The sequence below is a fragment of the Salinicoccus halodurans genome (genome assembly GCF_900114445.1).
Taxonomy (GTDB): Bacteria; Bacillota; Bacilli; order Staphylococcales; family Salinicoccaceae; genus Salinicoccus; species Salinicoccus halodurans.
This window is the reverse complement of the sequence record NZ_FOTB01000006.1, coordinates 14,738-38,495: the sequence shown is the minus strand read 5'-3', so window position 1 is coordinate 38,495 and position 23,758 is coordinate 14,738. Positions and strand designations below refer to the sequence as shown.

The window sequence follows — 23,758 nt, the reverse complement described above, 5'->3', positions numbered from 1 at the left end:
GGCTGATTGAAGCGAGGGCTTATCCCTTATCTTCGAGAAGTGTCTGTATGTCTCTTTGATGTACAGAAAATCAGGTGGTACCGCGGAAAACTCCGTCCTTGTGTGTAGAGGACGGGGTTTTTATTATTTTACAAGGAGTGGGGAAAATGGATACGAGCGGGATTTCAGAAATTCAGAAGACATTCGACAAAGCGATAGAATCCATCGATGACAAAAAATCATTGCAGGATCTGAAAGTTGAATATTTAGGTAAAAAAGGTAAAGTGACGGGCTTGATGAAAGAAATGAAGAACCTTTCAAATGAAGATAAGCCTCTCTACGGTGCCAAGGTCAATGAGGTGCGTTCCCATATCACTGAGGTGATTGAAGAGAAGGAGGCAGTGTTGGCAAGTGCGGCACTGGAGGCTCAGCTTAAGGAAGAGACCATCGATGTATCACTGCCTGGAAGGACGTTCAAACTCGGCAGTCCGCATCCACTGAGCCGTACGATAGAAGATATTGAAGATTTCTTCATCGGTCTCGGCTATGAGATCGCCGAAGGCTACGAAGTTGAAACGGATTATTTCAACTTCGAAGCGCTTAACCTGCCGAAATCCCACCCTGCGAGGGATATGCAGGACAGTTTCTATTTCTCTGAGGACATATTGCTCCGTACACATACATCGCCTGTGCAGGCGCGTACGATGCAGGCAAGAAAAGGCGCGGGTCCGGTTAAGATCATCTGTCCCGGCAAAGTGTACAGAAGGGACAGCGATGATGCCACCCACAGCCATCAGTTCACGCAGATTGAAGGGCTTGTCGTGGATAGAAACATTCACATGAGTGACCTGAAAGGCACCCTCGAACTGTTTGCCAAAGAAATGTTCGGTGCGGAACGTGAAATCAGGCTGCGTCCGAGTTATTTCCCGTTCACTGAACCGAGTGTCGAGGTGGATATTTCCTGCTTCAAATGTAAGGGTGCAGGATGTAATGTGTGCAAAGGTTCCGGCTGGATCGAAATACTCGGTGCCGGCATGGTGCATCCGAATGTACTTGAAATGGCAGGGTTCGATCCGGATGAATACTCAGGATTTGCCTTCGGCATGGGACCTGACCGGATCGCAATGCTTAAATATGGTATCGAAGATATAAGGCATTTCTATACGAATGATCTTAGATTTATCAAGCAGTTCACAGCAACAGAAGATGGAGGGAACCAAAGTGAGAGTATCTAAAGAATGGTTGAATGAATGGATCCCGGTCGATGTTTCCATCGATGAGTTAGCCGAGAGGATTACGCGCGGCGGTATTGAAGTGGATGATGTAATCGATTATACGGAAGGGATTAAGAATCTTGTCGTCGGCTATGTTGAATCCGTAGAGCAGCATCCGGAGGCCGACCGGCTGAAAATATGCCAGGTGAACACTGGTGAAGAGACAAATCAGATCGTGTGTGGTGCCCCGAATGTCAAGGCGGATTCCTATGTCATTGTCAGCAGGGTGGGCGGCAGACTGCCTGGCGGGATCAAAATCAAACGTGCCAAATTGCGCGGCGAGGTGTCTGAAGGGATGATCTGTTCATTGGAAGAGCTCGGCATTCCTGAAGACTATATTCCCAAAGAATATCAGAATGGCATCTTCATGTTCAATGAAGCTAAAAATATCGGAACGGACGCCCTCTCTGCACTTTATCTCGACGACCAGGTAATGGATTTCGATCTTACGCCAAACCGTAAGGATGCGCTCAGCATGGCAGGTGCCGCATATGAAACGCGCGCACTTTTCGGCGGCGAAGTGACAAGGCCGAAGAGCCCGCTTACTGAGCATGAGGATAATGGAAGCGCCGCGTTCAGCATCAGGAATGAAGATGCGGATGCCGTACCTTATTACGGCGCCCGCATTGTCAGAGATGTTGAAATAAAACCTGCGCCGACATGGATGCAGGTGCGCCTGATCAAAGCGGGTATCCGGCCGATCAACAATGTCGTTGATATTTCAAACTATGTCCTTCTTGAGTTCGGGCAGCCGCTCCATATGTTTGACAGGGATAAGATCGGTTCGGACGAAATCGTTACACGTTTCGCCGGCCAGGATGAAGAGATGACGACTCTGGATGATAAAATACGGAAGTTGAATGACAGTGACATCGTCATTACCAACGGAAGGGAACCGATTGCACTTGCAGGCGTGATGGGGGGAGACTTCTCCGAAGTCACTGAGAGCACGACTACTGTCCTCATCGAGTCTGCACTCTTCAATCCGGTTTCCATCAGAAAAACAAGTAACCGTCTGAATCTCCGAAGCGAAGCTTCTGCCCGTTTTGAAAAAGGTGTTTCACATGAATTTGTTCTGGAAGCACTGGACCGTGCCGCGTATCTGCTTGAAAAATATGCAGGCGGCAGAGTGACGGGCAGTGTAATTTCTGATGGTGAACTGAATCTCGAAAACAGCAGGATTTCAGTGACTGGATCATTCATCAACAACCGTCTTGGGATGGATCTATCCACTGAAGAGATTGTCGGATCATTATCTAAGCTTGGACTGGAAACTGAAGTCAGGGGTGAAACGCTGAATATTTCAATTCCCTCCAGAAGGGACGACCTGAAAATCAGAGAGGATATCACAGAAGAAGTGGCCAGAATCTACGGTTATGATGCATTGCCTTCTTCGCTTCCCGAGTACACATCAATTACTCCCGGGAAGCTCACGGATGAACAGAAGAAAGTGCGTATTATCCGCCATCAGCTGGAGTCGCTCGGTCTGACCCAGGCAATCAACTATGCCTTGACAAGCCGGGAAAAATCAAAACAGTTTACGGAGCGTACAGAAGGTCTTGAACTTTTGATGCCGATGAGTGAAGATCATGCAGTTTTAAGAAACAGCATGATACCGCATCTTATTGATAATGCAGTATATAACGTGAACCGTCAGCAAAAGGATGTCCAGCTCTATGAAATGGGCAGGGTTTTTGTGTCCAGAGGAGAAGGCAACCAGCCTGAAGAGATTGAAATGCTCGGCGGTGTGCTGACCGGTGAGATGAACCGTACCGAATGGCTGGGGACGAGTGTACCTGCTGATTTCTACGCTGCAAAAGGCATCGTGGACAGCATCTTTGAAAAACTGGGTGTAACTGATAATATCAGCTACCGTCAATCAGAAGGATTCAGGGAGATGCACCCGGGAAGAACAGCTGACATCTATTTTGGAGAAGAAAAAATCGGATTTGCAGGAGAAATCCATCCGAAGTTTGCAGAAGACAACGATTTAAACAGGACAGCGGTATTTGAAATCAGTATCGATCAGCTGCTGAGTGTTAAAAACGGTATTATAGTTTATGAACAACTCTCAAAATATCCTACCATTACGCGTGATATTGCCCTTGTTGTAGAACAATCGGTAACGGCTGATGCATTGATGAATACAATCAGGAAGGCTGCAAAAAAATATCTCGAAGATGTGTTTGTGTTTGATGTTTACGAAGGAGAAAATGTCGCGGATGGAATGAAATCGGTGGCGATCCGTCTCACTTATCTGAATAGGGAACAGACACTGACTGATGAAGAAATCGAAGCGGTGCACTCGCCTGTACTGGAAGCACTTGAACAGGACGGGGCATCCATCAGATAACAGAAAAAACCAGATGCCTCTGCATCTGGTTTTTGTTGGTCAGTCATACTTTTTATTCAATAATTCTTTGACTTTATCCCTGGATTTAAAATGCTTTTTTGAAATTGAATCCACAAAATCCATCCCCTGTCTTTCGGCAAGTTTTGCTGCGAATAAGTCTGTCTTTTTGCTTGCGCCCCGCGGCACTTCCTGCTTCAATGAGCGGTTCAGATTGGACATCTGTTCGAGGTATCTGCTTCTTGCGAGGATGCTTGCACAGGCCACAGCAATGGATTTGGATTCTGCTTTTGTCTCCTGATGGACCAGATTGAGCATGAAAGGGTCGGGCACGTATTTACGGTAGGCTTTCTCTGTTGTGAACTGGTCGATGACAATAGCTTCCAGGTCATCCGGCTGTTCCATTTTTTCGAATGTCTTCCGTATGCAGTGATCATGGAGTACTGCTTTAAGCTTCACGATGTTCCAGCCTTCATCAATCTTTTTGTTATAGGATGGGTTATCAAGCACAACGAGGGAATAGGGCACGATATGGATGATTTCACGCGCCAGTTTGTCGACTGTGCTGTTGGATAGATTTTTGGAATCCTTTACCCCGAGTTCTTTTAATAATGCAATCTTTTCTTTAGGCACATAAGCGGCACATACAGTCATCGGTCCGAAATAGTCACCCACGCCGGCTTCATCACTGCCTATGGTGTTCATAGTGTCATAGATCATTGTTATCTTCCCTTTTGTGAGTTTAGTTGCTGTTTCTTCATTATAATTGTAACATGGGTATTTTTGATTTCACCAATTTTTATAGTATTATTAAAATGATGGCGGGTATGTGTTATTATACATTTATATTATTATGTGATTATTGAGGCCTGATGCTCTCTGATTTGTGTCAGGGGGCTGTTGGAATGGCATCACTAAAGCTTTTTATGTTAAGTTATATATAACATTTATCACTGAAACTTTGTAATAGGAGGCAATGTCAAATGGCAGAATATAAAAATCGCATTGCTGTTGATATTTATGACCAGCAGTATACGTTGGTGGGGGCCGAGAACCCGGAACATATGAGGTATGTAGCGCGGCTTGTAGATGAGAAAATCAGGGAAATCGGTGTCAGGAATGCAGGGCTTGATACTACAAGAAAAGCGGTTCTGGCAGCGGTGAACGTAATGGATGACTACGTCAAGCTTCAGGAAAAGTATGATTCCGCAATTCAGGAACTGGAACAAAAAGGTAATTGATGATATGTCGATAATAATTTTCATATTACTCGTTATCGGTCTGGTCATCGGCTACAGGAGGGGCGTCATTCTGCAGCTCCTTCATCTGGTCGGGACTATTTCAGCGATTATCATATCTGCCATGAACTACGATACGCTGTCTTCAAAATTCGATATGATCATGCCTTATCCTTCAACAGCACAGGCGGTGCATAATCCACTGCTTCCTGATCTGGCCAACACTGAATATGCATTCTATGATATGACTGCATTTTTCATTATTTTTGTAATTACTAAAATCCTGATCCAGGTGATTGTGAGTGCTTTTGACTACCTTCAGCAGATCAATGTTTTTGGGGTCGCAGGAGAAATTGCGGGACTGATACTCGGATTAATCGAAATGATTTATGTTTTAACAGTAATAATTTTCATGCTTGCGATTATTCCTCTTGAATTCATCCAGAACGCAATCGGAGAATCAGGACTGGCAACATTCATAATGGAACACACATTTATACTATCTGATAAATTTATAGAATGGTTATAGCAGAGTCATAGGAATATGGCTCTTTTTTTGGAGGCTGACATGACTAAAAAAGATATTATTGTATTATTAGAAACGATTGCGACTTATATGGAGCTCTCACTTGAAAATCCATTTAAAGTATCAGCATACAGAAAGGCTGCTGCAAGTATTGAGACCGATGGGCGGTCCCTGTCGGAAATAGACGATTTTTCAACAATGAAAGGCATTGGCAAAGGGGTTAATGAAGTCATTGTGGAGTATGTTGACACAGGCAGATCCACAGTCCTGGATGAGTTGAAGGAGTCAGTGCCCGAAGGCCTGGTGAGAATGCTGAAAATACCGATGCTTGGTCCAAAAAAAATAGCAAAAATCCATAAAGAGCTTGGTATCGCCAGCATGGAAGGACTGAAAGAGGCATGCGACAGCAAACGAGTGAGCACACTGCCGGGGTTCGGTGTAAAAACGGAACAGAACATTTCCAAGGCGATTGATGAGCTGCTGACACGTCCCGAGCGCTATCCCATCGAAAGGATCATCTCATTCAGAACGGCAGTCGAGAATGTGCTGGATGAGATGGAAATGGTTGAAAAATATGACGTGGCGGGAAGCGGCAGGCGCTTTAAGGAGACGAGCCGTGATCTCGATTATATTATTGAGGTGACGGATGCCGCTGCGTTTACTGAGAGTTTCCTCGAATCTCCCTTTGTCCGGGAAACGGTGGCAAAAGGCGAAAAGAAATTATCTGTGGTCATAGAAGATGATATGGATGAAATCAATGTGGACTTCCGCTTTGTCACATCCCGGGAATACTTTACGACGCTCCATCATTTTACAGGCTCTAAAGATCACAATGTGAAGATGCGGCAGATTGCAAAATCCCGGGGGGAAAAAATCAGTGAGTATGGTGTGGAATCGAATGGAGAAATAAAGACATTCGGCTCGGAAGAGTCTTTCTTCAATCATTTCGGTCTGCCATTCATTCCCCCAACGATGCGCGAAAGCGGGGAGGAGACAGATACGGACATATCCAAAATCGTCTCCATGGATGATATGAAAGGCGATCTCCATATGCATACGGTATATAGTGACGGGGCATTCTCAGTGCGTGAAATGGTAGAGGCATGCATCGCCAAAGGCTATAAGTATATGATCATTACAGATCACTCCAAGAGTCTGCGCGTGGCGAACGGTCTGTATGAAAACAGGCTGTACAAACAGATTGAAGAAATTAAAGGCCTGAGGGATGAATATCCTGAAATTGACATATATACTGGAACGGAAATGGATATATTAAAAGACGGCACACTGGATTACTCGGACGACATGCTGAAAGAATTGGATTATGTCCTCGCGGCCATCCATTCCAGTTTTACGCAGACAGAGGCGGAAATCATGCACAGACTGAAGTCGGCATGTGAAAATCCATATGTGAGGCATATCGCACATCCTACAGGAAGACTGATCGGCTCGAGGGCAGGATATCCGGTCAATATGCAGGAACTGATAAGTATGGCAAAAGACACGGGCACAGTATTGGAAGTGAATGCCAATCCTCGGAGACTCGACCTCTCAGCCGATGTCATCAGACATTCCGGCCTGAAGTTGACCGTTAATACAGATGCCCATCATACAGCTCATCTGGATTTCATGGAATATGGGGTGGCGACGCTGCAAAAAGCTCTGATACAAAAAGAAGATGTCATCAATACATTTTCGAGAGAAGACTTCAGAAATTTTGTGAATAAAGGAAAATAGAGGTTTTAAAATGAATGATAGAACGATAAATGCACTGGAGTTTGATAAAATACTGGGCCAGCTTGCGAGTCAAGCGGAAAGCGAAAAGACGAGAGACCGTATCAATCCTTCGATGATTTCCACAAATCTGGATGAAGTGACACAGATGATCAGTGAAGTGGATGATGCAGCGACAATGCTCAGATACAAAAATATTGAACTCAGTGGCATAACAGATATAAAACAGCATATTAAACGGGCTGAAATCGGCAGCATGCTCGGTGTGCCCGAATTCAATCATATCCGGAGCATGCTGAACCGGAAGAATATGCTTATGAAAGTTTTTGACGAATTTGATGAAGATGAAGTGGAATTGTCCTATTTGCCGGTCTATATAAACGGTCTTCCCGACATCCATTTCCTTTACAGGCGGATTACAGAAACATGCGACGACTCCCGCGTGCTCGATCATGCCTCTGAAGCGCTGCTGCGGATCAGGTCCAAAATCAATTCCGAAGAAGACAGAGTCAGGAGCCGGCTGAATGAAATCATCCGCGGAGGAAATCAGAAAAAGTTGTCGGACAGTCTGATTACGATGCGTAACAACCGCTATGTCGTACCGGTGAAAGTTGAACATCAGGGCGATTTCAACGGTATTGTACACGATATCTCTGCAAGCGGCCAGACAGTCTACATGGAACCGATGGCAGTGGTGCAGATGACAAATCAGATACAGAATTTAAAAGATGAAGAGCAGACAGAAGTGGAACGCATCCTCTACCAGCTGACTGCCGAAACTGCAGAAGTGGCTTCGGAACTTATCATGACGGATGATGCGCTTCATCATATCGATATGGTATTTGCCAAGGCGAAGTACGGATCGAAAATAGGGGGGACAAAACCTGAAGTGGTATCAGATGGCGGCATCTATCTTCCAGCCGCTTTCCACCCGCTCATCCCGGCTGAGGTCTCCGTCAAGAATGACATTGTAATGGACGGAGAAACGCGGGCAGTCATCATTACCGGCCCCAACACCGGGGGTAAGACTGTGACGATCAAAACTATTGGACTCAGTGCCCTCATGGCCCAGTCGGGTATACCGGTGCCTGCCAGGGACGGCAGTGTGCTTCGCATGTTCTCCAAAATTTACAGTGACATCGGCGATGAGCAGTCGATTGAACAGTCACTTTCCACATTCTCAAGCCATATGACCAATATTACGGGAATTCTGGAAGAAACCGACGCAGACAGCCTGGTTCTGCTTGATGAACTAGGCGCCGGGACGGATCCTGAAGAAGGGGCGGCCCTGGCTATCAGCATCCTGGAGTATTTATTAACAAGGCAGGCCACCATAGTGGCGACCACCCATTATCCGCAGCTGAAATCGTTCAGCTATACAAGGGGTGATGTTATAAACGCGAGTGTGGAATTTGATGTGAATACCCTGTCTCCGACGTACAGGCTGCTGATGGGCATACCGGGTAAATCGAATGCATTTGAGATATCCAATAAACTCGGTCTGAATCCTGATGTCATCATGCGTGCCCGTGAGCTTGCAGGCCGTGATTCCCAGGAAGTGAATGATATGATATCAGCACTTGAGAGACATACCAGAAATGCGCGCGACAATGAATATGAAACAGAGGCACTGCTGAAGGAATCCAAAAATATACACCAGGATCTTAAAAAACATATGGATGACTTTGAAGGCTATAAGGAAAAATTGAGGAAAAATGCGCGGGAAGCGGCAAACCGCATCATCAAAGAAAGTGAAATGAAGGCGGAAGCAGTCATCCAGTCACTTGAAGAGATGAAGAGCCGCGGCGCTGAAAGCATACAGGAACACGAAATCATCGAGCAGAAGAAGACGCTCACCGACAGTTACCATCAGGAAGAGATCAAACGAAAAGAACGGGCTGCCGAAAAAGAGAAGATTCAGTCCGGTGATGAAGTGGATGTCCTGTCCTATGGTCAAAAAGGTGAGGTTCTTGCTGTAGAAGGTGAGGAAGCAACGGTCCAGATGGGGATCATCAAGATGAAAGTCGGTCTCGATGAACTGAAAAAACGCAAAAAACAGAAGCAGGAGCGCACAGTTGCAAGAAGGATCGGTAAGTCTCCGGTCAAAAGGGAACTGGACCTCCGTGGAGAAAGATATGAAGAGGCGCTGCAGAAACTGGACAGATATCTGGACCAGGTCCTGTTATCGAACTATAATGAAGTTGAAATCATTCATGGTAAGGGGACGGGGGCGCTCCAGAAAGGAGTCCAGCAATTCCTCAGAACACACCCTAAAGTCAAATCGTTCAGGGGCGGAATGCCGAGTGAAGGCGGATTTGGTGTGACGGTAGTTGAAATGAAGTAGGTGAAGGCATGGATAATTTCGATATGTATAAACTGGCGAAAGTGATGATCGGGGCAGGGATCGTGATGTTCCTGGGCGGAATCGTATACCTGTTTTTGTTTGCATAAGCAATTCCATTGAGCCCTTTTGCATCATCATGCTATAATTAAAAACATAATCGACCAAAATGGAGGTAATTTCGATGGCTATATATGAAGTAAACGATCAAAATTTCAAAGATGAAGTAGGCAGCGGTCTTAAATTAGTGGACTTCTGGGCACCTTGGTGCGGACCTTGTAAAATGATTGCACCCGTGCTTGAAGAAGTTGCAACTGATGTTGAAGGAAAAGCAGATATTGCAAAACTGAATGTAGACGATAACCAGGCGACAGCGAGCGAGTACGAAGTAATGAGTATTCCGACGCTTATTCTGTTCAAAGACGGACAGCCGGTTGATAAAGTTGTCGGTTTCCAGCCGAAAGAACAACTTGTTGCATTGATCGAAAAACATGCATAAGTGTTAAGCCGCCGCTATGGCGGCTTTTTTTTATAAAGTTGCGATAAGAGGGATGAATATGGAGGACCTTAAATTAAAATTGTCAGTGCTGCCTACAGAACCTGGCTGTTATCTTATGAAAGACAGGCATGGAATAGTAATATATGTCGGGAAAGCGAAGAACCTCCGCAACCGTGTAAAATCCTATTTTTCCGGTGCCCATGATGAAAAGACAATGAGATTGGTATCGGAAATCACCGACTTTGATTTCATCGTGACAAATTCAGAAGTGGAATCTCTTCTGCTTGAACTCAATCTGATCAAGAAGCATTATCCACGCTATAACATTCTTCTCAAAGATGATAAAAGCTATCCATTCATAAAAATAACGAAAGAAGAACATCCGAAACTGATTGTCACCCGGACGGTTAAACCGAAAACCGGCACATACTTCGGACCGTACCCTAATGCTTACAGCGCCCATGAGACGAAAAAACTGCTCGACCGGATATACCCTTTGAGGAAATGCAATACAATGCCGGATAAACTGTGTCTTTATTACCATATCGGACAATGTCTCGGGCCTTGTGTATATGATGTATCCCAGGAACAGTACAAAGAGATGATCGATGGTATAACGAGATTTCTGAACGGGGATACAAAACAGATAGTGGGAGAGCTCAGGGAAAAGATGCAAAAGGCATCTGAAGATCTTGAGTTTGAAAAAGCGAAGGAATACCGTGATCTGATGGGGCATATCGATGCCACCATGAATAAACAGAAGATGATGACCAAAGATATGACTGCCCGGGACTGTTTCGGTTTCAGCGTATCCAAGGGATGGATGGCGATTTCCGTACTGCTTGTCAGAAATGGCAATCTGATTGAGAAAAAAGCGGAGATGTTTCCGATCCAGGATGACGTGCAGGAGGAATTTTACCGCTACATCGCCCAATTCTATGATTTGAAATCGAATCTTCTGCCTAAAGAAGTGCACATCACCAAAGGACTGGACCGTGAGATCATAGATGAATATCTGCCGGTTGATGTAGTGCAGCCGAAGCGCGGCCAAAAGAAAGAGATGGTGGACCTGGCGAATAAGAATGCTGAAATTGCTCTCAAAAACAAGTTTGAAATCATAGAAAAGGATGAAGCCAGGACCATCGGGGCAATTGAGAGCCTTGGTGAGATACTGAATATTGAAACGCCGATCCGCATCGAGGCGTTTGATAACTCGAACATACAGGGTGTGGATCCCGTGAGTGTCATGATTTCCTTTATTGACGGGAAACCGAGTAAGAAGGACTACAGGAAGTATAAGATCAGGACAGTCAAAGGGCCGGACGATTATGCATCCATGGCCGAAGCTGTGAGAAGAAGATACACCCGTGTACTGAAAGAGCATCTCCCCCTGCCGGATTTAATCATTGTAGATGGCGGCATCGGTCATATGAATACGGTCAAATCTGTTCTGCTTGACGAATTGTCGCTGGACATCCCGGTGGCAGGTCTCGCAAAGAACGATAAGCATAAAACTGCAGAACTGCTGTACGGCGAGAGTGCAGAGATAGTACCGATGAAAAAGAACTCCCAGGAGTTCTACCTGCTTCAGAGGATTCAGGATGAAGTCCACAGATTTGCAATCAGTTTCCACAGGAACACGAGAAGCAAGACTTCAGTCACTTCTGTACTCGATGGTATTGAAGGTGTCGGTCCGAAACGCAAACAGAAACTTCTGAGTCATTTCGGTTCCATCAAACGGATGAAGGAAAAGGATGTCGGCTCATTTACCGAAATTGGAATTCCTGCACCGATCGCGAAGAGAATACTGGAAAAACTGAACTCATGAGGATGCGGTTTCATTTTTCGGAAAATACTGTTTAAATTTAAACGATTCTTTGCCTCAACATGTCAAGTCTCCTTGATTTATGTATATCTGAGGGGTAAAATAAGAAATGTGAAACCACATATAATGGACAGTTAGGGGGGAATTCGAGTGTCAAAACAAGATTCAAGCTTTGCCGTAAGACGTCTTCATTCTTTGTTAGGTGTAATTCCGTTGGGTGTATTCCTCATTCAGCATCTTCTTGTAAACCATACTGCTACAAGAGGTGAAGAAGCGTTTAATACGGCGTCGGCATTCATGGGCAATCTGCCTTTTGTTATTTTTCTGGAGATTTTTGTAATTTACATTCCGATTCTATTTCATGGTATCTACGGTATTTATATCGCTTTTACTGCCAAATATAATATCGGAGGGAAAGGCTACGGCTGGCATAGTACATACAGAAACTGGATGTTCTTACTTCAAAGGATAAGTGGCGTAATCGCCTTCATTTTTATCGCCATTCACGTATACCAGACGCGGGTGCAAGTCTTTTTCGGAGAGGAAGTCAACTTTGACATGGTGCATCAGATTGTGTCAAATCCGTTATGGCTGATATTCTATATCGTAGGTATCATTGCTACTGTGTACCATTTCGCCAACGGTCTTTGGGCGTTCATGATTACATGGGGCTTTACACAGTCAGACAGATCTCAGCGCATTATGAACTACGTATCTCTGATTATTTTCGTAGTCGTCAGCTTCATAGGCGTGCAGGCTATTCTGGCATTTATCTAATTAAGGAGTGGAAATAATGGCTAATGATAAAATTATCGTTGTCGGCGGCGGCTTGGCCGGACTGATGGCAACGATTAAAGCAGCTGAGAGAGGTGCAGAAGTGGACTTGTTCTCAATTGTGCCCGTAAAACGTTCTCACTCTGTGTGTGCTCAAGGTGGGATCAACGGTGCGGTAAATACAAAAGGTGAAGGAGACTCTCCTGCGATTCACTTTGATGATACCGTTTACGGTGGTGACTTCCTTGCCAATCAGCCACCGGTCAAGGCAATGACTGAAGCAGCACCTAAGATCATACATTTGCTTGACCGTATGGGTGTTATGTTTAACAGAACCGCAGAAGGACTTCTGGATTTCAGGCGTTTTGGCGGAACACTTCACCACAGAACAGCATTTGCTGGTGCAACCACTGGACAACAGCTGCTGTATGCTTTGGACGAACAGGTCAGAAGTTACGAAGTTGACGGGCTCGTCAACAAATATGAAGGATGGGAATTCCTTGGTGCAGTCATCGACGATGAAGGCCGTGCACGCGGCATCACAGCACAGGAAATCACATCATCAGAAATCAGAACATTCAAATCCGATGCAGTGATCATGGCTACAGGCGGACCCGGCATTATCTTCGGCAAGTCTACAAACTCAATGATCAATACCGGATCTGCTGCTTCCGTTGTATATCAGCAGGGTGCTGTCTATGCTAACGGCGAATTCATCCAGATTCACCCGACTGCCATACCGGGTGACGATAAGCTCAGACTGATGAGTGAATCTGCACGTGGTGAAGGTGGCCGTATATGGACTTATAAAGATGGTAAACCATGGTACTTCCTGGAAGAGAAATATCCGGATTACGGAAACCTGGTGCCAAGGGATGTTGCCACACGTGAAATCTTCGATGTGTGTGTAAACCAAAAACTGGGCATCAACGGTGAGAACATGGTATATCTTGACCTGTCTCACAAAGATCCGCATGAACTTGATGTGAAGCTCGGCGGCATCATTGAAATCTACGAAAAATTTACGGGTGATGATCCGCGTAAAGTGCCGATGAAAATCTTCCCGGCAGTCCACTATTCAATGGGCGGCCTGTGGGTCGATTACGATCAGATGACTTCAGTACCGGGATTATTCGCTGCCGGAGAATGTGATTATTCCCAGCATGGCGGTAACCGCCTTGGTGCGAATTCCCTGCTGTCTGCAATCTACGGCGGTCATGTTGCAGGTCCCAACGCAATCGAATATGTGAAATCTCTTGATAAATCATTCGAAGATATCGATGATTCTATATATGAGAAACATGAACAGGCAGAGCAGGAGAAGTTCGACAATATCCTCTCCATGGACGGCGAAGAGAATGCCTACGTCATCCATAAAGAACTGGGTGAGGTCATGACGGACAACGTAACAGTTGTACGTCACAACGATAAGCTTCTCGAAGCAGATAAGAAAATCGTTGAACTTATGGAAAGATATAAACGCATTAATATCAATGATACGAAAAAATGGAGTAACCAGGCGGCATTTTTCACCCGCCAGCTTTGGAACATGCTCGTGTTGGCCCGTGTAATTACGATTGGTGCATATAACAGAAATGAATCCCGCGGTGCTCACTACAAACCGGAATTCCCTGAACGTAATGACGAAGAGTGGCTGAAAACTACTATGGCTCATTTCGAAGGTGCCGACCAGCCACCACGTTTTGACTATCAGGACGTTGATGTCAGCTTGATTCCACCCCGTGAGCGTGACTACTCCAAAAAGAGTGAAGGGAGTGCTAAGAAATAATGAGTAACAAAACGATAACTTTTAAAATCAGACGTCAGGAAAATCAGGAAACTGAAAGCTATTGGGAAGAATTCGATGTCGCTTACCGCGAAAATATGAACGTCATCAGTGCGCTGATGGAGATCCAGAGAAACCCAGTCAACTCCAAAGGTGAGAAAACGACACCGGTGACTTGGGATATGAACTGTCTTGAAGAAGTCTGCGGGGCATGTTCCATGGTCATCAACGGTAACGCAAGACAGTCATGTACTGCACTTGTCGATCAGCTGGATCAGCCGGTCAGACTTGAACCAATGTCCACATTCCCGGTTGTCAAAGACCTTCAGGTAGACCGTTCATTCATGTTCGACAGCTTGAAACGTGTTAAGGCATGGGTTCCGATTGATGGTACTTATGACCTTGGTCCCGGCCCGAGAATGCCTGAGAAAAAACGTCAGACGGCATATGAACTCTCCAAATGTATGACTTGTGGTGTGTGTCTGGAAGTATGTCCGAACGTCAATGACAGCTCCAAATTCATTGGTGCAGCACCTGTCAGCCAGGTCAGATTGTTCAACCTGCATCCTACAGGCAGCATGAATAAAAACGAACGTCTTGATGCTCTGATGGGTGTCGGCGGCGTGGCTGAGTGCGGCATGGCGCAAAACTGTGTCCAGGCCTGTCCGAAAGGAATTCCGCTTACAACTTCAATCGCGGCAATGCAGAGAGAAACAAACTTCCATATGTTCAAGTCCTTCTTTGGAAGCGACCACGAAGTGGAATAACAAAATTTACTCAAATGGGAAGAGCGCGGCTCTTCCTATTTTTTTATTTCAGTTTACGTTATAATGAAGAAAATACGAGATAAGGGATGAAATGTATGAGTGATAAGGATTCAATCATTTCTATAGAAAAATCCATCAGATATATATCTGCCCATGTGAAAAGCCACGGCCGCGAAATTTTAAAGACTTATGAGCTGTCTCCGCTGCAGTTTGTTGCCTTGCAATGGGCGAGTGACAAAGAGGGAATCACGATTGGTGAGCTGTCAAACAGGCTCTATCTGGCACATTCAACAACGACGGATATTGTGGACAAACTTGAAAATGGCGGGTTTATAAAAAGGCAGAAGTATGAGAAAGATAAGCGGATCGTGCTCATTCTGATGCAGGATAAAGGCCGTCAGGTCATCAATGAAGTGATTGAGAAACGCATTTCATACATATCCGAGATCACAGATCATCTGACGTCGGATGAGAAATCCATGCTTCCGGGCATACTGAAATCCATATTGCATGAAAGTGAGCAGAACAGCAATGGATAAGCCGATTGGTGTGATGGATTCCGGTGTGGGCGGCCTTACGGTTGCCAAGGAAATAATGAGGCAGCTGCCGGATGAGAGAATCATCTATTTCGGTGACCTTAAAAGGTGTCCTTATGGCGACCGTCCGCTAAAAGAGGTGAAGGAGTACACAATCGAAGTTGCCGATCATCTCGTGCGCCGGGGAGTGAAGATGATTGTAGTGGCATGCAATACTGCTACGGCAGCGGCACTCGATGTTCTGGAGGAACGCTATGACATTCCCGTAATCGGGGTGATAAATCCGGGTGCTAGAAGTGCGATCCAGAGCAGCAATAATCACGATGTCATTGTACTTGCGACCCAGGCCACTGTGAAGTCTGATGCCTACAGAGATGCAATTCATCACATTAACGGGAGCTTCCGGATCACCAGCCTGGCATGTCCGAAGTTTGTCCCTATCGTTGAACAGCTCAGATATAAAGATAAAGTCGTTGTGAGGGTGGCACTGCATCAGACATTGAAACAGCTGCTGGACACATCGGCCGATACGATTATACTGGGATGTACACATTATCCACTTCTTGCAGGAGAAATTCATGACTATTTCGGAGGCAGGAAAAAGGTCATCGATTCCGGATATGAGACTGCGAGGGAAGTGAGTTCCATCATGACCTATGGAAAAACCCACGCAGCTTCCGGTAGTAAAAGAAACCACCTCATGATAGTAAACGGAGACAGTACACGTTTTGAATATATATTAAGAGACTGGATACCGTTCATAGATTATACAATAGAAGAAATTGATCTGGAGGGATAACAATATGGTGAAAATTGTCATTGCCAGCGGCAACCAGGGAAAGATAAATGATTTCAAAGCCATTTTCCCCGACGATGAAATCATTGGAATAAAAGAATTGATTCGGGATTTTGAAGTGGAAGAAACGGAAGAAACATTCAGGGGGAATGCCATACTTAAAGCGGAAGCGGCGAGAGATGCCCTGGGAATGGCCGTGATCAGCGATGACTCCGGACTGAGTGTGGATGCACTTGACGGTGCACCGGGTGTCTATTCGGCAAGGTATGCAGGAGCAGGAGCAACAGATGAAGAGAATAACAGCAAGCTTCTGAAAGCGCTGGAGGGTACGGACGACCGCTCAGCACATTTCATTTCTGTCATTGCACTGGCGATACCGGAGAGGGAGACCCGCACCTATACAGGAGAACTTCATGGCCGTATTCTGGAAGCACCTGATGGCAGTGGGGGCTTCGGTTACGACCCTTTATTCATGACGGATGACGGTTTAAAGCTCGGCATGATTAAACCGGCTGAAAAAGGGGAAATAAGTCATAGAAGAAATGCACTCGACAGACTGCGTGAAGATACTGCGGTGTTCGATGTGCTAGTACGTCATGAGAGGAATGATTCCAATTAGACTTTTGATTATCAGTGACAATCATGGAGAACAGGGGATTTCATACGACGCCTACGGCAGAAATGCCGGGGATTTGAATATCCATCTCGGAGACAGCGAATTTCATTATGATGATACAGAGATGAGCCATTTCAACCGTGTAAAAGGGAATGTAGACGGAGATACGAGATATCCGATTGAAGAATACAATGATGAAGCAAAGGCTTTCTATACTCACGGACACTATTATGATATAAAAAAGGGCAGGGAGATGCTTGCTGAACGTGCCAGAGAATATGAAGCGAAATACGCTTTTTACGGACATTCGCATATTGCAAAAGCAAAAAATATAAGCGGTATATACTGCATCAATCCGGGAAGCATTTCCCAATCGAAGGGACAATGGCCGGAATCCTATGCAGTACTCGATACGGAGACGGATACAGTGATATTCTATGACAGAAGCCATCAGGTATTGGAAGAAGTCGATCTGGCAAAATTATGAGCTGGGACATTGGTCTCAGCTTTTTACATAATCAGGCTTAACAGTATAAACAGGGTGAGTATGATTATGGAGAAGCTGTACAGATTTTTTCTGAGCAGGCCGCCGATTACAGCGAGAGTGGTAATGACTATCAGAGCAGAGGCGCCTGAGACCAGAATGACCATCATCATATCGAAACTGGTATAGCGGTCCGCCAGATATAAAATTGCGAGTACAGTGAAAAATGTTGCTGTAAAATGTTTCATGATAACCTCATTTCCTTTAGGGGGTTAAACTGGAGGTACACTTATGAATATACTTTATTTTGATGATAAATGCATCGTTTGTAATGGATTTGCCAAATTCATCTCGAGGCTGGATAAAAAGGATGTCATCAGATTTGCTTCTGTGGATGAACTGAAAGAAGTTATGCCGGAGGATTTTGACACAGTCGCATATTATTCCGATGATCTTTATATTCATTCCGATGCAGTCATAGAAGTCGTTGCAGATGCCACTGGATTCAAGTTTTTCAGATTGTCCAAAATCATGCCGGTATGCCTGAGAACTGCCATCTATAAATGGGTTGCGAGGAACAGGCACCGTTTTACAGGAAACAAAACCTGTGAAATAGACCAGATCGACAGTGAAGTTAAAAAGAAAATGATTTCATCATAGAGGACAGTGATCAAATGACAATAATCAGGATAGACGATGAAATAGAACTCAGGATCGTGCAGATGGAAGAACGGTTCAAACTGTTTGAAACCGTTGATAAGAACAGAGCACACCTCAAAAAATGGCTGCCGTGGGTCGATTATTCCACCAGTCCGGATTCATATGTAACAGTCATCCAGGCATGGCAGGAAAACATCGACCGAGGCACCGGTCTCGAAGTCGCCATCTTTTACAAAGGAGAGCTCTCAGGCATGACCGGTTTCAACATGATTGCTCCCGGTCAGGGGAGGGCGCAGATCGGATACTGGATATCAAAAGAGGCAGAAGGGAAAGGTGTTGTCAAACGCTCGGTCAAGGGACTGATTGATTACGGATTCGATAATTTGGAACTCAACCGCATTGAAATAATCTGTGGGGATAAAAATTACAAATCCAGGGCAATTCCCGAGTCATTCGGTTTCGTTCATGAATCAACAATGGCAGAGTATGAGTTCCTGTATGACCATTATCACGACTGTATCATGTACAGAATGCTGAAAAAAGATTGGGTGACCCAACCGAAATAATGGAAACATACTCCATCGGTGTAATAAAACATTATAAATTTTCGAAATAGGTTTGACTTTGGACAGTGAAATTGATTATAATTGTACTTGTCCGATTGAGTCCTGGTAGCTCAGCTGGATAGAGCAATGCCCTTCTAAGGCATCGGTCGGGGGTTCGAATCCCTCCCAGGACGCTAACCGATAAATTCAAACCCCGTCGACGGGGTTTTTATTTTATCTTTTCTAATGTCCCAGTAGCTCAGCAGGATAGAGCGACAGCCTCCTAAGCTGTAGGTCAGGGGTTCGACTCCCTTCTGGGACGCTTAAGTCCAAATACGATATTCATTAAAACTCTGTAACCCGCGTGGTTATGGGGTTTTTATTTTTGTTTTCATTGAATAAGGGGTATTAAAAGAGTATTGTTTGGTCAATATTCGGTCAATATACTACATACCCCCAGGAGTATCAGGGTTTTATCGTTATCTTCCTGATAATGATCTTTTAATAAATGACTATATACACTCGTAGTGATGCTTATGTTTTTATGGCCTAGTCGTTGACTAATGTAATAAATAGATACATCATGCGCTAGGATATAGCTGCAGTGTGTATGTCTGAGTGAATGAAGGGTTTTTAGTCGTATCGATACTCAAAACCCGCAGCGCACGTTTAAATGTCTTTTCAACGGCATGGTGAGATATATTAAAAATCGATTCATGTGGATTAATAGTAAATTGACTTAAAACAGCTTTTATATGATTCATGTCGTCTTTGTGTATTTCAATGGTCCGCTCTGATGTGTCTGTTTTCGTTCCCATGAGGTGCACTTTATTATCATTGAGTTGATAATATTTTAAGGAATTAATTTCACTGAATGAGAGCGTAAAATAGTTTGTGTAAATGAATAAATAGAAAAAGGGCGTCCTTTTCTTGTAAGATTAAGTTACCACACCAAATCCAAGAAAAGAGGACGACCCCTATGGATCATTTTACATCAGATATTATTCAAGCTCTAGTAAAAAAAGACGATGTCACAGAAATCTTCCGCAGCCATTCTATTCCAAGTTCCTCACCGTCTCCCATCACTTCCCATACCCATTGGATGAGGAAAATGTGGAGTTTCCAGCTGCCCAGACAGAGGATGATACAATCAACAATTATTTCGTCACAGCACATTATGCTGACCAGGCGTTGAAGGAATTCTTCAATTACTTAAAGTCAAGCGGCTTATATGAGGATTCGATTATAGTCATGTATGGTGACCACTATGGTATTTCCGATATGAGAAACCCGGAATTGGCACCTTTAGTGGGTGAAGATCCGGAGGAGTGGAATCAATACAATGACACTCAAATGCAAAGAGTGCCGTTCATCATGCATGTTCCCGGCGTTGAAAATGGTGAAGTGTTTGACACGTACAGTGGTCAGGTGGACATGCTTCCAACCTTAATGCATTTACTGGGCATGGAAACAGATGGCTATTTATTCATGGGGCAGGATATTTTATCAGAAGAACACGATAATACCGTCCCGCTCAGAAATGGACGTGTAGTGACGCCGGAATATACTTTCTTTGAACAGGAAATCTATGATACAGAGTCAGGGGAGGCGTTACAAGATCAATTTACCGAAGAAGAATTGGAAGAACTTTATCGCTATAGAGACGAAGCAAGGGAAGAATTAAACCATTCCAACGAAATTCTGATGAAAGATCTACTGCGTTTCTATAACCCTGAACCTCTGGATGGATTAAAAGAAATCGATTATCTATATCGTGATCAATTGGATATCCTCGAAGAACACCCAGAGAAAGAAACGAGCCTGATTGAACAATATGGTGGAGAATCGAGCATGGAACTATATGAAACGGATGCACCGGAGCTGGAAGAATATGAAAGTGGTGCATCCTATGAAGGCTCTAATCCGCCTGGTTGGCCGGAATGAACCAGATCAAAACTAAAATAAGAATATTGAAACGTAAAAGACAATATATTCGGCGAGGACATATTTAAAAGAGGATAAATAAAGCAGTGGTTAACAATTGAAATTTAACATTAAAAATAAAACCTTTGGAAACATCTTTTTGATGAATCCAAAGGTTTTTCTTGTCTGCTTCTTACCTATATACAAGTCCGCCATCTGTGACAATGGCCTGGCCGGTAATATAGTCCGCCTTCTCGGAAGCGAGGAAGCTGACGAGGTTTGCAACGTCCTGCGGCTCCTGGTAACGGCCGAGTGAAATGGCACCAGAGAATTCCTTGAAGGCATCTCCTGGTTCCATATCGTCATTGTATTTGACCATCTCGGCATCAATACGATCCCACATTTCCGTCTTGGCAACACCAGGACAATAAGCATTGACGGTGATGTTGTCTTTAGCGAGTTCTTTGGAAGCGGAATGTGTCAGTGATTTCACAGCATGCTTGGTCGCCGAATATGCACCGAGCATCTCATATGATTCATGACCTGCAATACTGCATGCATTGATGACTTTGCCTTTGCTGCCTTGGTCGATGAACTGTCTCGCCGCTGCCTGAGTACCAAACATGACACCATTGACATTGATTGCGAAGATTTTATTCATCTGTTCTTCTGTCGTTTCAAGGAATGGGGCAACGATGTCTATTCCGGCATTGTTCACATACACATCCAATTGGCCGAAGTTGTCGACTGCTGTCTTAACGAATTTTTCGTGGTCATCCTTCTTGGATACATCACCTGCAACAGATGCCACTTCATAACCGTCATTCTTGAATTCCTTTTCCGTTTCTTTAAGGCTGTCTTCGTTAATGTCCTGAAGCACGACTTTAAATCCGTCCTTAGCGAGCTGTTGTGCGATACCTTTGCCCAGACCTGCACCGGATCCGGTAATAATAGCAACTTTAGACATTCAAACATCCCTCCATTTTATGATTACACTCCTCTCTACCCAGAATCATGAGAGATTAAATGCTAGAGACAGTATGTAAATTCAATTTTGATTCCTAGCTTATCGAGTGGTTTAAATAATAGATGCCGCAAGCTGGTTCTTTAGAGTGGTCAATTTATTGTATAATGTTAGGAAAGTATAGTAGCTACAAAAGAATTCAAATCAGGAAAGAGAGGATATTGGCATGAACCACATCACAAGTGAAGCAACTGTTATAAGCAGTCTGTTGAACAATCGGTATAAAGTCCAATACTACCAGCGGGAGTACAGCTGGAAGACGAAGCAGATCCAGGAACTGATAGAAGACCTGACGAATGAATTCTATGAGAATTATGAGGAAGGGCATACACAGGAGGATGTTGAACATTATGAAGGATATTTCCTTGGTCCAGTAATTATGACAAAGGATAAGGCAATCATTGATGGCCAACAGAGGCTGTCTTCCATTACACTGCTGCTGATCTACCTGAACCATCTCCAGCAATCACTAGATCAACAGGTCGACCTGAACCACCTCATATTCTCCTCAAAATTCGGCAAGAAAACCTTCAGTATCAATGTACCTGAAAGGAAGGACTGTCTCGAATCCCTCTATGAGAAGGGGAGTTATGATGAAAAGGAGAATGATACGGAAAGCGTCATCAACCTTTCTAATCGGTACAGGGATATTGAAGCACTCTTCCCGGACGATATGAAGGATGAAAAGCTTCTGATCTTCATCGAGTGGCTGATCGAGAAGGTGGTGCTTGTTGAAATCAATGCGAACAGCGAACAGGATGCACATAAAGTGTTCGTCGCCATGAATGACCGTGGACTAAGATTGACGCCCGTGGAGATGCTGAAGGGATATCTGCTTTCAGAAATAAAGGATAATGCCACACGGAATAAGATCAACGACCTCTGGAAATACAGGGTACTCAGCCTGAAGGATCTTGAGAAGGATGGGGATACAGACTTCATCAAGACATGGCTCCGTTCACAGTATGCTGAATTCATGCGTGTGGGGAAGCGGGATTCAGAGAAGAAGGATTTTGAAGTCATCGGGGATGCACCACATAAATGGGTGCGTGAGAATAGGGAAAGGCTTGGTCTTATCAGAAGCAAAGATTTCGAAGACTTTGTTTCAGTGAACTTTGAAAAGTATGCAGACATCTATGGCGATCTAAAAAGGTATGCGACCAATTTCAACAAAAATTTTGAGTTCGTCTACTACAACGCTGACCGCAACTTCACCCTGCAGTATCAAATGATTCTCGCCGCTATCGACCCAGAAGATGACAAAGAGACCATAGAAAAGAAAATAAAGCTCGTCTCCCGGTTCATCGACCAATGGATTATCAGAAGGGTGTTTTCTTTCCGTACGATGAACTATTCATCCGTGCTCTATACAGTGTTCAATATTACTAAGGAAATTCGGCGTAGATCGCTCGATGAGATTGCATCATACTTTAAGGATTACATCGAGCATAAGATTGACTATGGTCTCGAAGAACTCGACCGATTCTATCTCAATAGGTATACGGCGCGGTTCATGCTTCACATCCTTGCACGGATGACCGCATTCATAGAATCGGAATCCGGCATCAACAGTAGTTTCGTCGACTATGTCAATCGTGATCAGAAGAACCCGTATGATATTGAGCACCTGTGGGCCAATGATTACATGCAGGGGAAGCACGAAGAGGAGTTTGAAAGTCGGCAGGAATTCGAATCCTTCAGGAACATGTTCGGGGGACTTGTACTGTTGCCGAAAGACAAGAACCGAAGTTTCCAGGATATGACTTATGAAGAGAAATCGCGGAAATACTTCAGTGAGAATCTGCTTGCCAGATCTTTGAACCAGGACTGCTACATCAATAACCCTTCATTCAAGAAGTTCATGGAAAAATACAACCTTAATTTCAAGCCATATGAGGAGTTCACAAAGAATGATCTTCTCGAGCGGCAACAACTGTATAAAGAAATTAGTAAAGTCATCTGGAACCCTGATCTTTTGGATGCAGAATTGTGATATAAAACAGCCGGCTACTTTTATGTGGTCGGCTGTTTTATATCACTAATTATATTTAGGTTAAAATTAACCTTTACAAATTAATGTG

General features: G+C 44.4%; 23 protein-coding genes and 2 tRNA genes. 21 read left to right on the top strand and 4 right to left on the bottom strand.

Annotated features, from left to right (window positions below):
• The first annotated feature begins 146 nt into the window (after positions 1 to 146).
• Together pheS and pheT are read left to right on the top strand one after the other, a co-directional pair.
• Positions 147 to 1,214 (top strand): phenylalanine--tRNA ligase subunit alpha, encoded by a 1,068-nt coding sequence (gene pheS / locus BM271_RS12470; RefSeq protein WP_046790404.1) that lies wholly within the window; start codon positions 147 to 149, stop codon positions 1,212 to 1,214.
• The gene (pheT, locus tag BM271_RS12465) at positions 1,201 to 3,606 is read left to right on the top strand and encodes a phenylalanine--tRNA ligase subunit beta (RefSeq protein WP_046790403.1); all 2,406 of its coding nucleotides are present in this window, start codon (positions 1,201 to 1,203) and stop codon (positions 3,604 to 3,606) included. The genes pheS and pheT overlap by 14 nt, the downstream gene beginning before the upstream one ends.
• Before the next feature lie 39 nt (positions 3,607 to 3,645).
• Here the strand turns inward: pheT and rnhC are convergent, their stop codons facing one another.
• The gene (gene rnhC / locus BM271_RS12460) at positions 3,646 to 4,308 is read right to left on the bottom strand and encodes a ribonuclease HIII (RefSeq protein WP_200795353.1); all 663 of its coding nucleotides are present in this window, start codon (positions 4,306 to 4,308) and stop codon (positions 3,646 to 3,648) included.
• A 278-nt stretch (positions 4,309 to 4,586) separates the two neighbouring features.
• Here rnhC and zapA point away from each other — a divergent pair, with 278 nt between their 5' ends.
• The 13 genes from zapA (at position 4,587) to BM271_RS12395 (ending at position 17,528) form a co-directional block, all read left to right on the top strand.
• Positions 4,587 to 4,844 carry a cell division protein ZapA gene (zapA, locus tag BM271_RS12455; RefSeq protein ID WP_046790401.1) on the top strand — a complete coding sequence of 86 codons (258 nt, stop codon included), beginning with the start codon at positions 4,587 to 4,589 and terminating at the stop codon, positions 4,842 to 4,844.
• 4 nt (positions 4,845 to 4,848) lie between these two features.
• Positions 4,849 to 5,370: a CvpA family protein gene (locus BM271_RS12450; protein WP_046790400.1), complete on the top strand. Its 522-nt coding sequence runs from the start codon at positions 4,849 to 4,851 to the stop codon at positions 5,368 to 5,370.
• Between the two features lie 39 nt (positions 5,371 to 5,409).
• On the top strand, positions 5,410 to 7,104 hold the full coding sequence (polX, locus tag BM271_RS12445; RefSeq protein ID WP_046790399.1) for a DNA polymerase/3'-5' exonuclease PolX: 1,695 nt from the start codon (positions 5,410 to 5,412) through the stop codon (positions 7,102 to 7,104).
• A 10-nt stretch (positions 7,105 to 7,114) separates the two neighbouring features.
• On the top strand, positions 7,115 to 9,445 hold the full coding sequence (locus BM271_RS12440; protein ID WP_046790398.1) for an endonuclease MutS2: 2,331 nt from the start codon (positions 7,115 to 7,117) through the stop codon (positions 9,443 to 9,445).
• Between the two features lie 181 nt (positions 9,446 to 9,626).
• Positions 9,627 to 9,941, top strand: coding sequence for a thioredoxin (trxA, locus tag BM271_RS12435; protein ID WP_046790397.1), 315 nt, complete (start codon positions 9,627 to 9,629; stop codon positions 9,939 to 9,941).
• 58 nt (positions 9,942 to 9,999) lie between these two features.
• Positions 10,000 to 11,769 carry an excinuclease ABC subunit UvrC gene (gene uvrC / locus BM271_RS12430; RefSeq protein WP_046790396.1) on the top strand — a complete coding sequence of 590 codons (1,770 nt, stop codon included), beginning with the start codon at positions 10,000 to 10,002 and terminating at the stop codon, positions 11,767 to 11,769.
• A 147-nt stretch (positions 11,770 to 11,916) separates the two neighbouring features.
• Positions 11,917 to 12,543, top strand: coding sequence for a succinate dehydrogenase cytochrome b558 subunit (locus BM271_RS12425; RefSeq protein WP_046790395.1), 627 nt, complete (start codon positions 11,917 to 11,919; stop codon positions 12,541 to 12,543).
• A 16-nt stretch (positions 12,544 to 12,559) separates the two neighbouring features.
• A complete protein-coding gene (gene sdhA, locus BM271_RS12420; protein WP_046790394.1) occupies positions 12,560 to 14,329 on the top strand; it encodes a succinate dehydrogenase flavoprotein subunit in 1,770 nt (589 codons plus the stop codon).
• On the top strand, positions 14,329 to 15,093 hold the full coding sequence (gene sdhB, locus BM271_RS12415; protein ID WP_046790393.1) for a succinate dehydrogenase iron-sulfur subunit: 765 nt from the start codon (positions 14,329 to 14,331) through the stop codon (positions 15,091 to 15,093). Before sdhA ends, sdhB begins: the two co-directional genes overlap by 1 nt.
• 95 nt (positions 15,094 to 15,188) lie before the next feature.
• A complete protein-coding gene (locus BM271_RS12410) occupies positions 15,189 to 15,632 on the top strand; it encodes a MarR family winged helix-turn-helix transcriptional regulator (protein WP_046790392.1) in 444 nt (147 codons plus the stop codon).
• Positions 15,625 to 16,428: a glutamate racemase gene (gene racE / locus BM271_RS12405; RefSeq protein WP_046790391.1), complete on the top strand. Its 804-nt coding sequence runs from the start codon at positions 15,625 to 15,627 to the stop codon at positions 16,426 to 16,428. The genes BM271_RS12410 and racE overlap by 8 nt, the downstream gene beginning before the upstream one ends.
• Before the next feature lie 4 nt (positions 16,429 to 16,432).
• On the top strand, positions 16,433 to 17,044 hold the full coding sequence (gene rdgB / locus BM271_RS12400) for an RdgB/HAM1 family non-canonical purine NTP pyrophosphatase (RefSeq protein ID WP_046790390.1): 612 nt from the start codon (positions 16,433 to 16,435) through the stop codon (positions 17,042 to 17,044).
• Between the two features lie 4 nt (positions 17,045 to 17,048).
• Positions 17,049 to 17,528 (top strand): YfcE family phosphodiesterase, encoded by a 480-nt coding sequence (locus BM271_RS12395; protein WP_234960591.1) that lies wholly within the window; start codon positions 17,049 to 17,051, stop codon positions 17,526 to 17,528.
• 23 nt (positions 17,529 to 17,551) lie between these two features.
• On the opposite strand, the gene BM271_RS12390 is transcribed toward BM271_RS12395, so the two are convergent.
• Entirely contained in the window at positions 17,552 to 17,773 is a 222-nt protein-coding gene (locus BM271_RS12390; protein WP_046790388.1) for a hypothetical protein, read from the bottom strand.
• Between the two features lie 43 nt (positions 17,774 to 17,816).
• Here BM271_RS12390 and BM271_RS12385 point away from each other — a divergent pair, with 43 nt between their 5' ends.
• The 4 genes from BM271_RS12385 (at position 17,817) to BM271_RS12370 (ending at position 19,052) form a co-directional block, all read left to right on the top strand.
• On the top strand, positions 17,817 to 18,185 hold the full coding sequence (locus tag BM271_RS12385) for a thiol-disulfide oxidoreductase DCC family protein (RefSeq protein WP_046790387.1): 369 nt from the start codon (positions 17,817 to 17,819) through the stop codon (positions 18,183 to 18,185).
• Between the two features lie 14 nt (positions 18,186 to 18,199).
• A complete protein-coding gene (locus BM271_RS12380; protein ID WP_046790386.1) occupies positions 18,200 to 18,751 on the top strand; it encodes a GNAT family N-acetyltransferase in 552 nt (183 codons plus the stop codon).
• 99 nt (positions 18,752 to 18,850) lie between these two features.
• Positions 18,851 to 18,924, top strand: a tRNA-Arg gene (locus tag BM271_RS12375).
• A gap of 54 nt (positions 18,925 to 18,978) precedes the next feature.
• Positions 18,979 to 19,052, top strand: a tRNA-Arg gene (locus BM271_RS12370).
• Positions 19,053 to 19,157: 105 nt separating this feature from the next.
• Here the strand turns inward: BM271_RS12370 and BM271_RS14535 are convergent.
• Positions 19,158 to 19,373, bottom strand: a complete 216-nt coding sequence (locus BM271_RS14535) for a tyrosine-type recombinase/integrase (protein ID WP_408005385.1) — start codon at positions 19,371 to 19,373, stop codon at positions 19,158 to 19,160.
• Positions 19,374 to 19,828: 455 nt separating this feature from the next.
• On the opposite strand from BM271_RS14535, the gene BM271_RS12360 reads away from it, so the two are divergent.
• Positions 19,829 to 20,674 carry a sulfatase-like hydrolase/transferase gene (locus BM271_RS12360; RefSeq protein ID WP_074924583.1) on the top strand — a complete coding sequence of 282 codons (846 nt, stop codon included), beginning with the start codon at positions 19,829 to 19,831 and terminating at the stop codon, positions 20,672 to 20,674.
• Between the two features lie 172 nt (positions 20,675 to 20,846).
• Here the strand turns inward: BM271_RS12360 and BM271_RS12355 are convergent, their stop codons facing one another.
• Positions 20,847 to 21,620: an acetoin reductase gene (locus BM271_RS12355; RefSeq protein WP_046790385.1), complete on the bottom strand. Its 774-nt coding sequence runs from the start codon at positions 21,618 to 21,620 to the stop codon at positions 20,847 to 20,849.
• A 223-nt stretch (positions 21,621 to 21,843) separates the two neighbouring features.
• On the opposite strand from BM271_RS12355, the gene BM271_RS12350 reads away from it, so the two are divergent.
• Complete coding sequence (locus tag BM271_RS12350; RefSeq protein ID WP_046790384.1) at positions 21,844 to 23,670, top strand: DUF262 domain-containing protein; 1,827 nt, start codon at positions 21,844 to 21,846, stop codon at positions 23,668 to 23,670.
• Positions 23,671 to 23,758 lie beyond the last annotated feature (88 nt).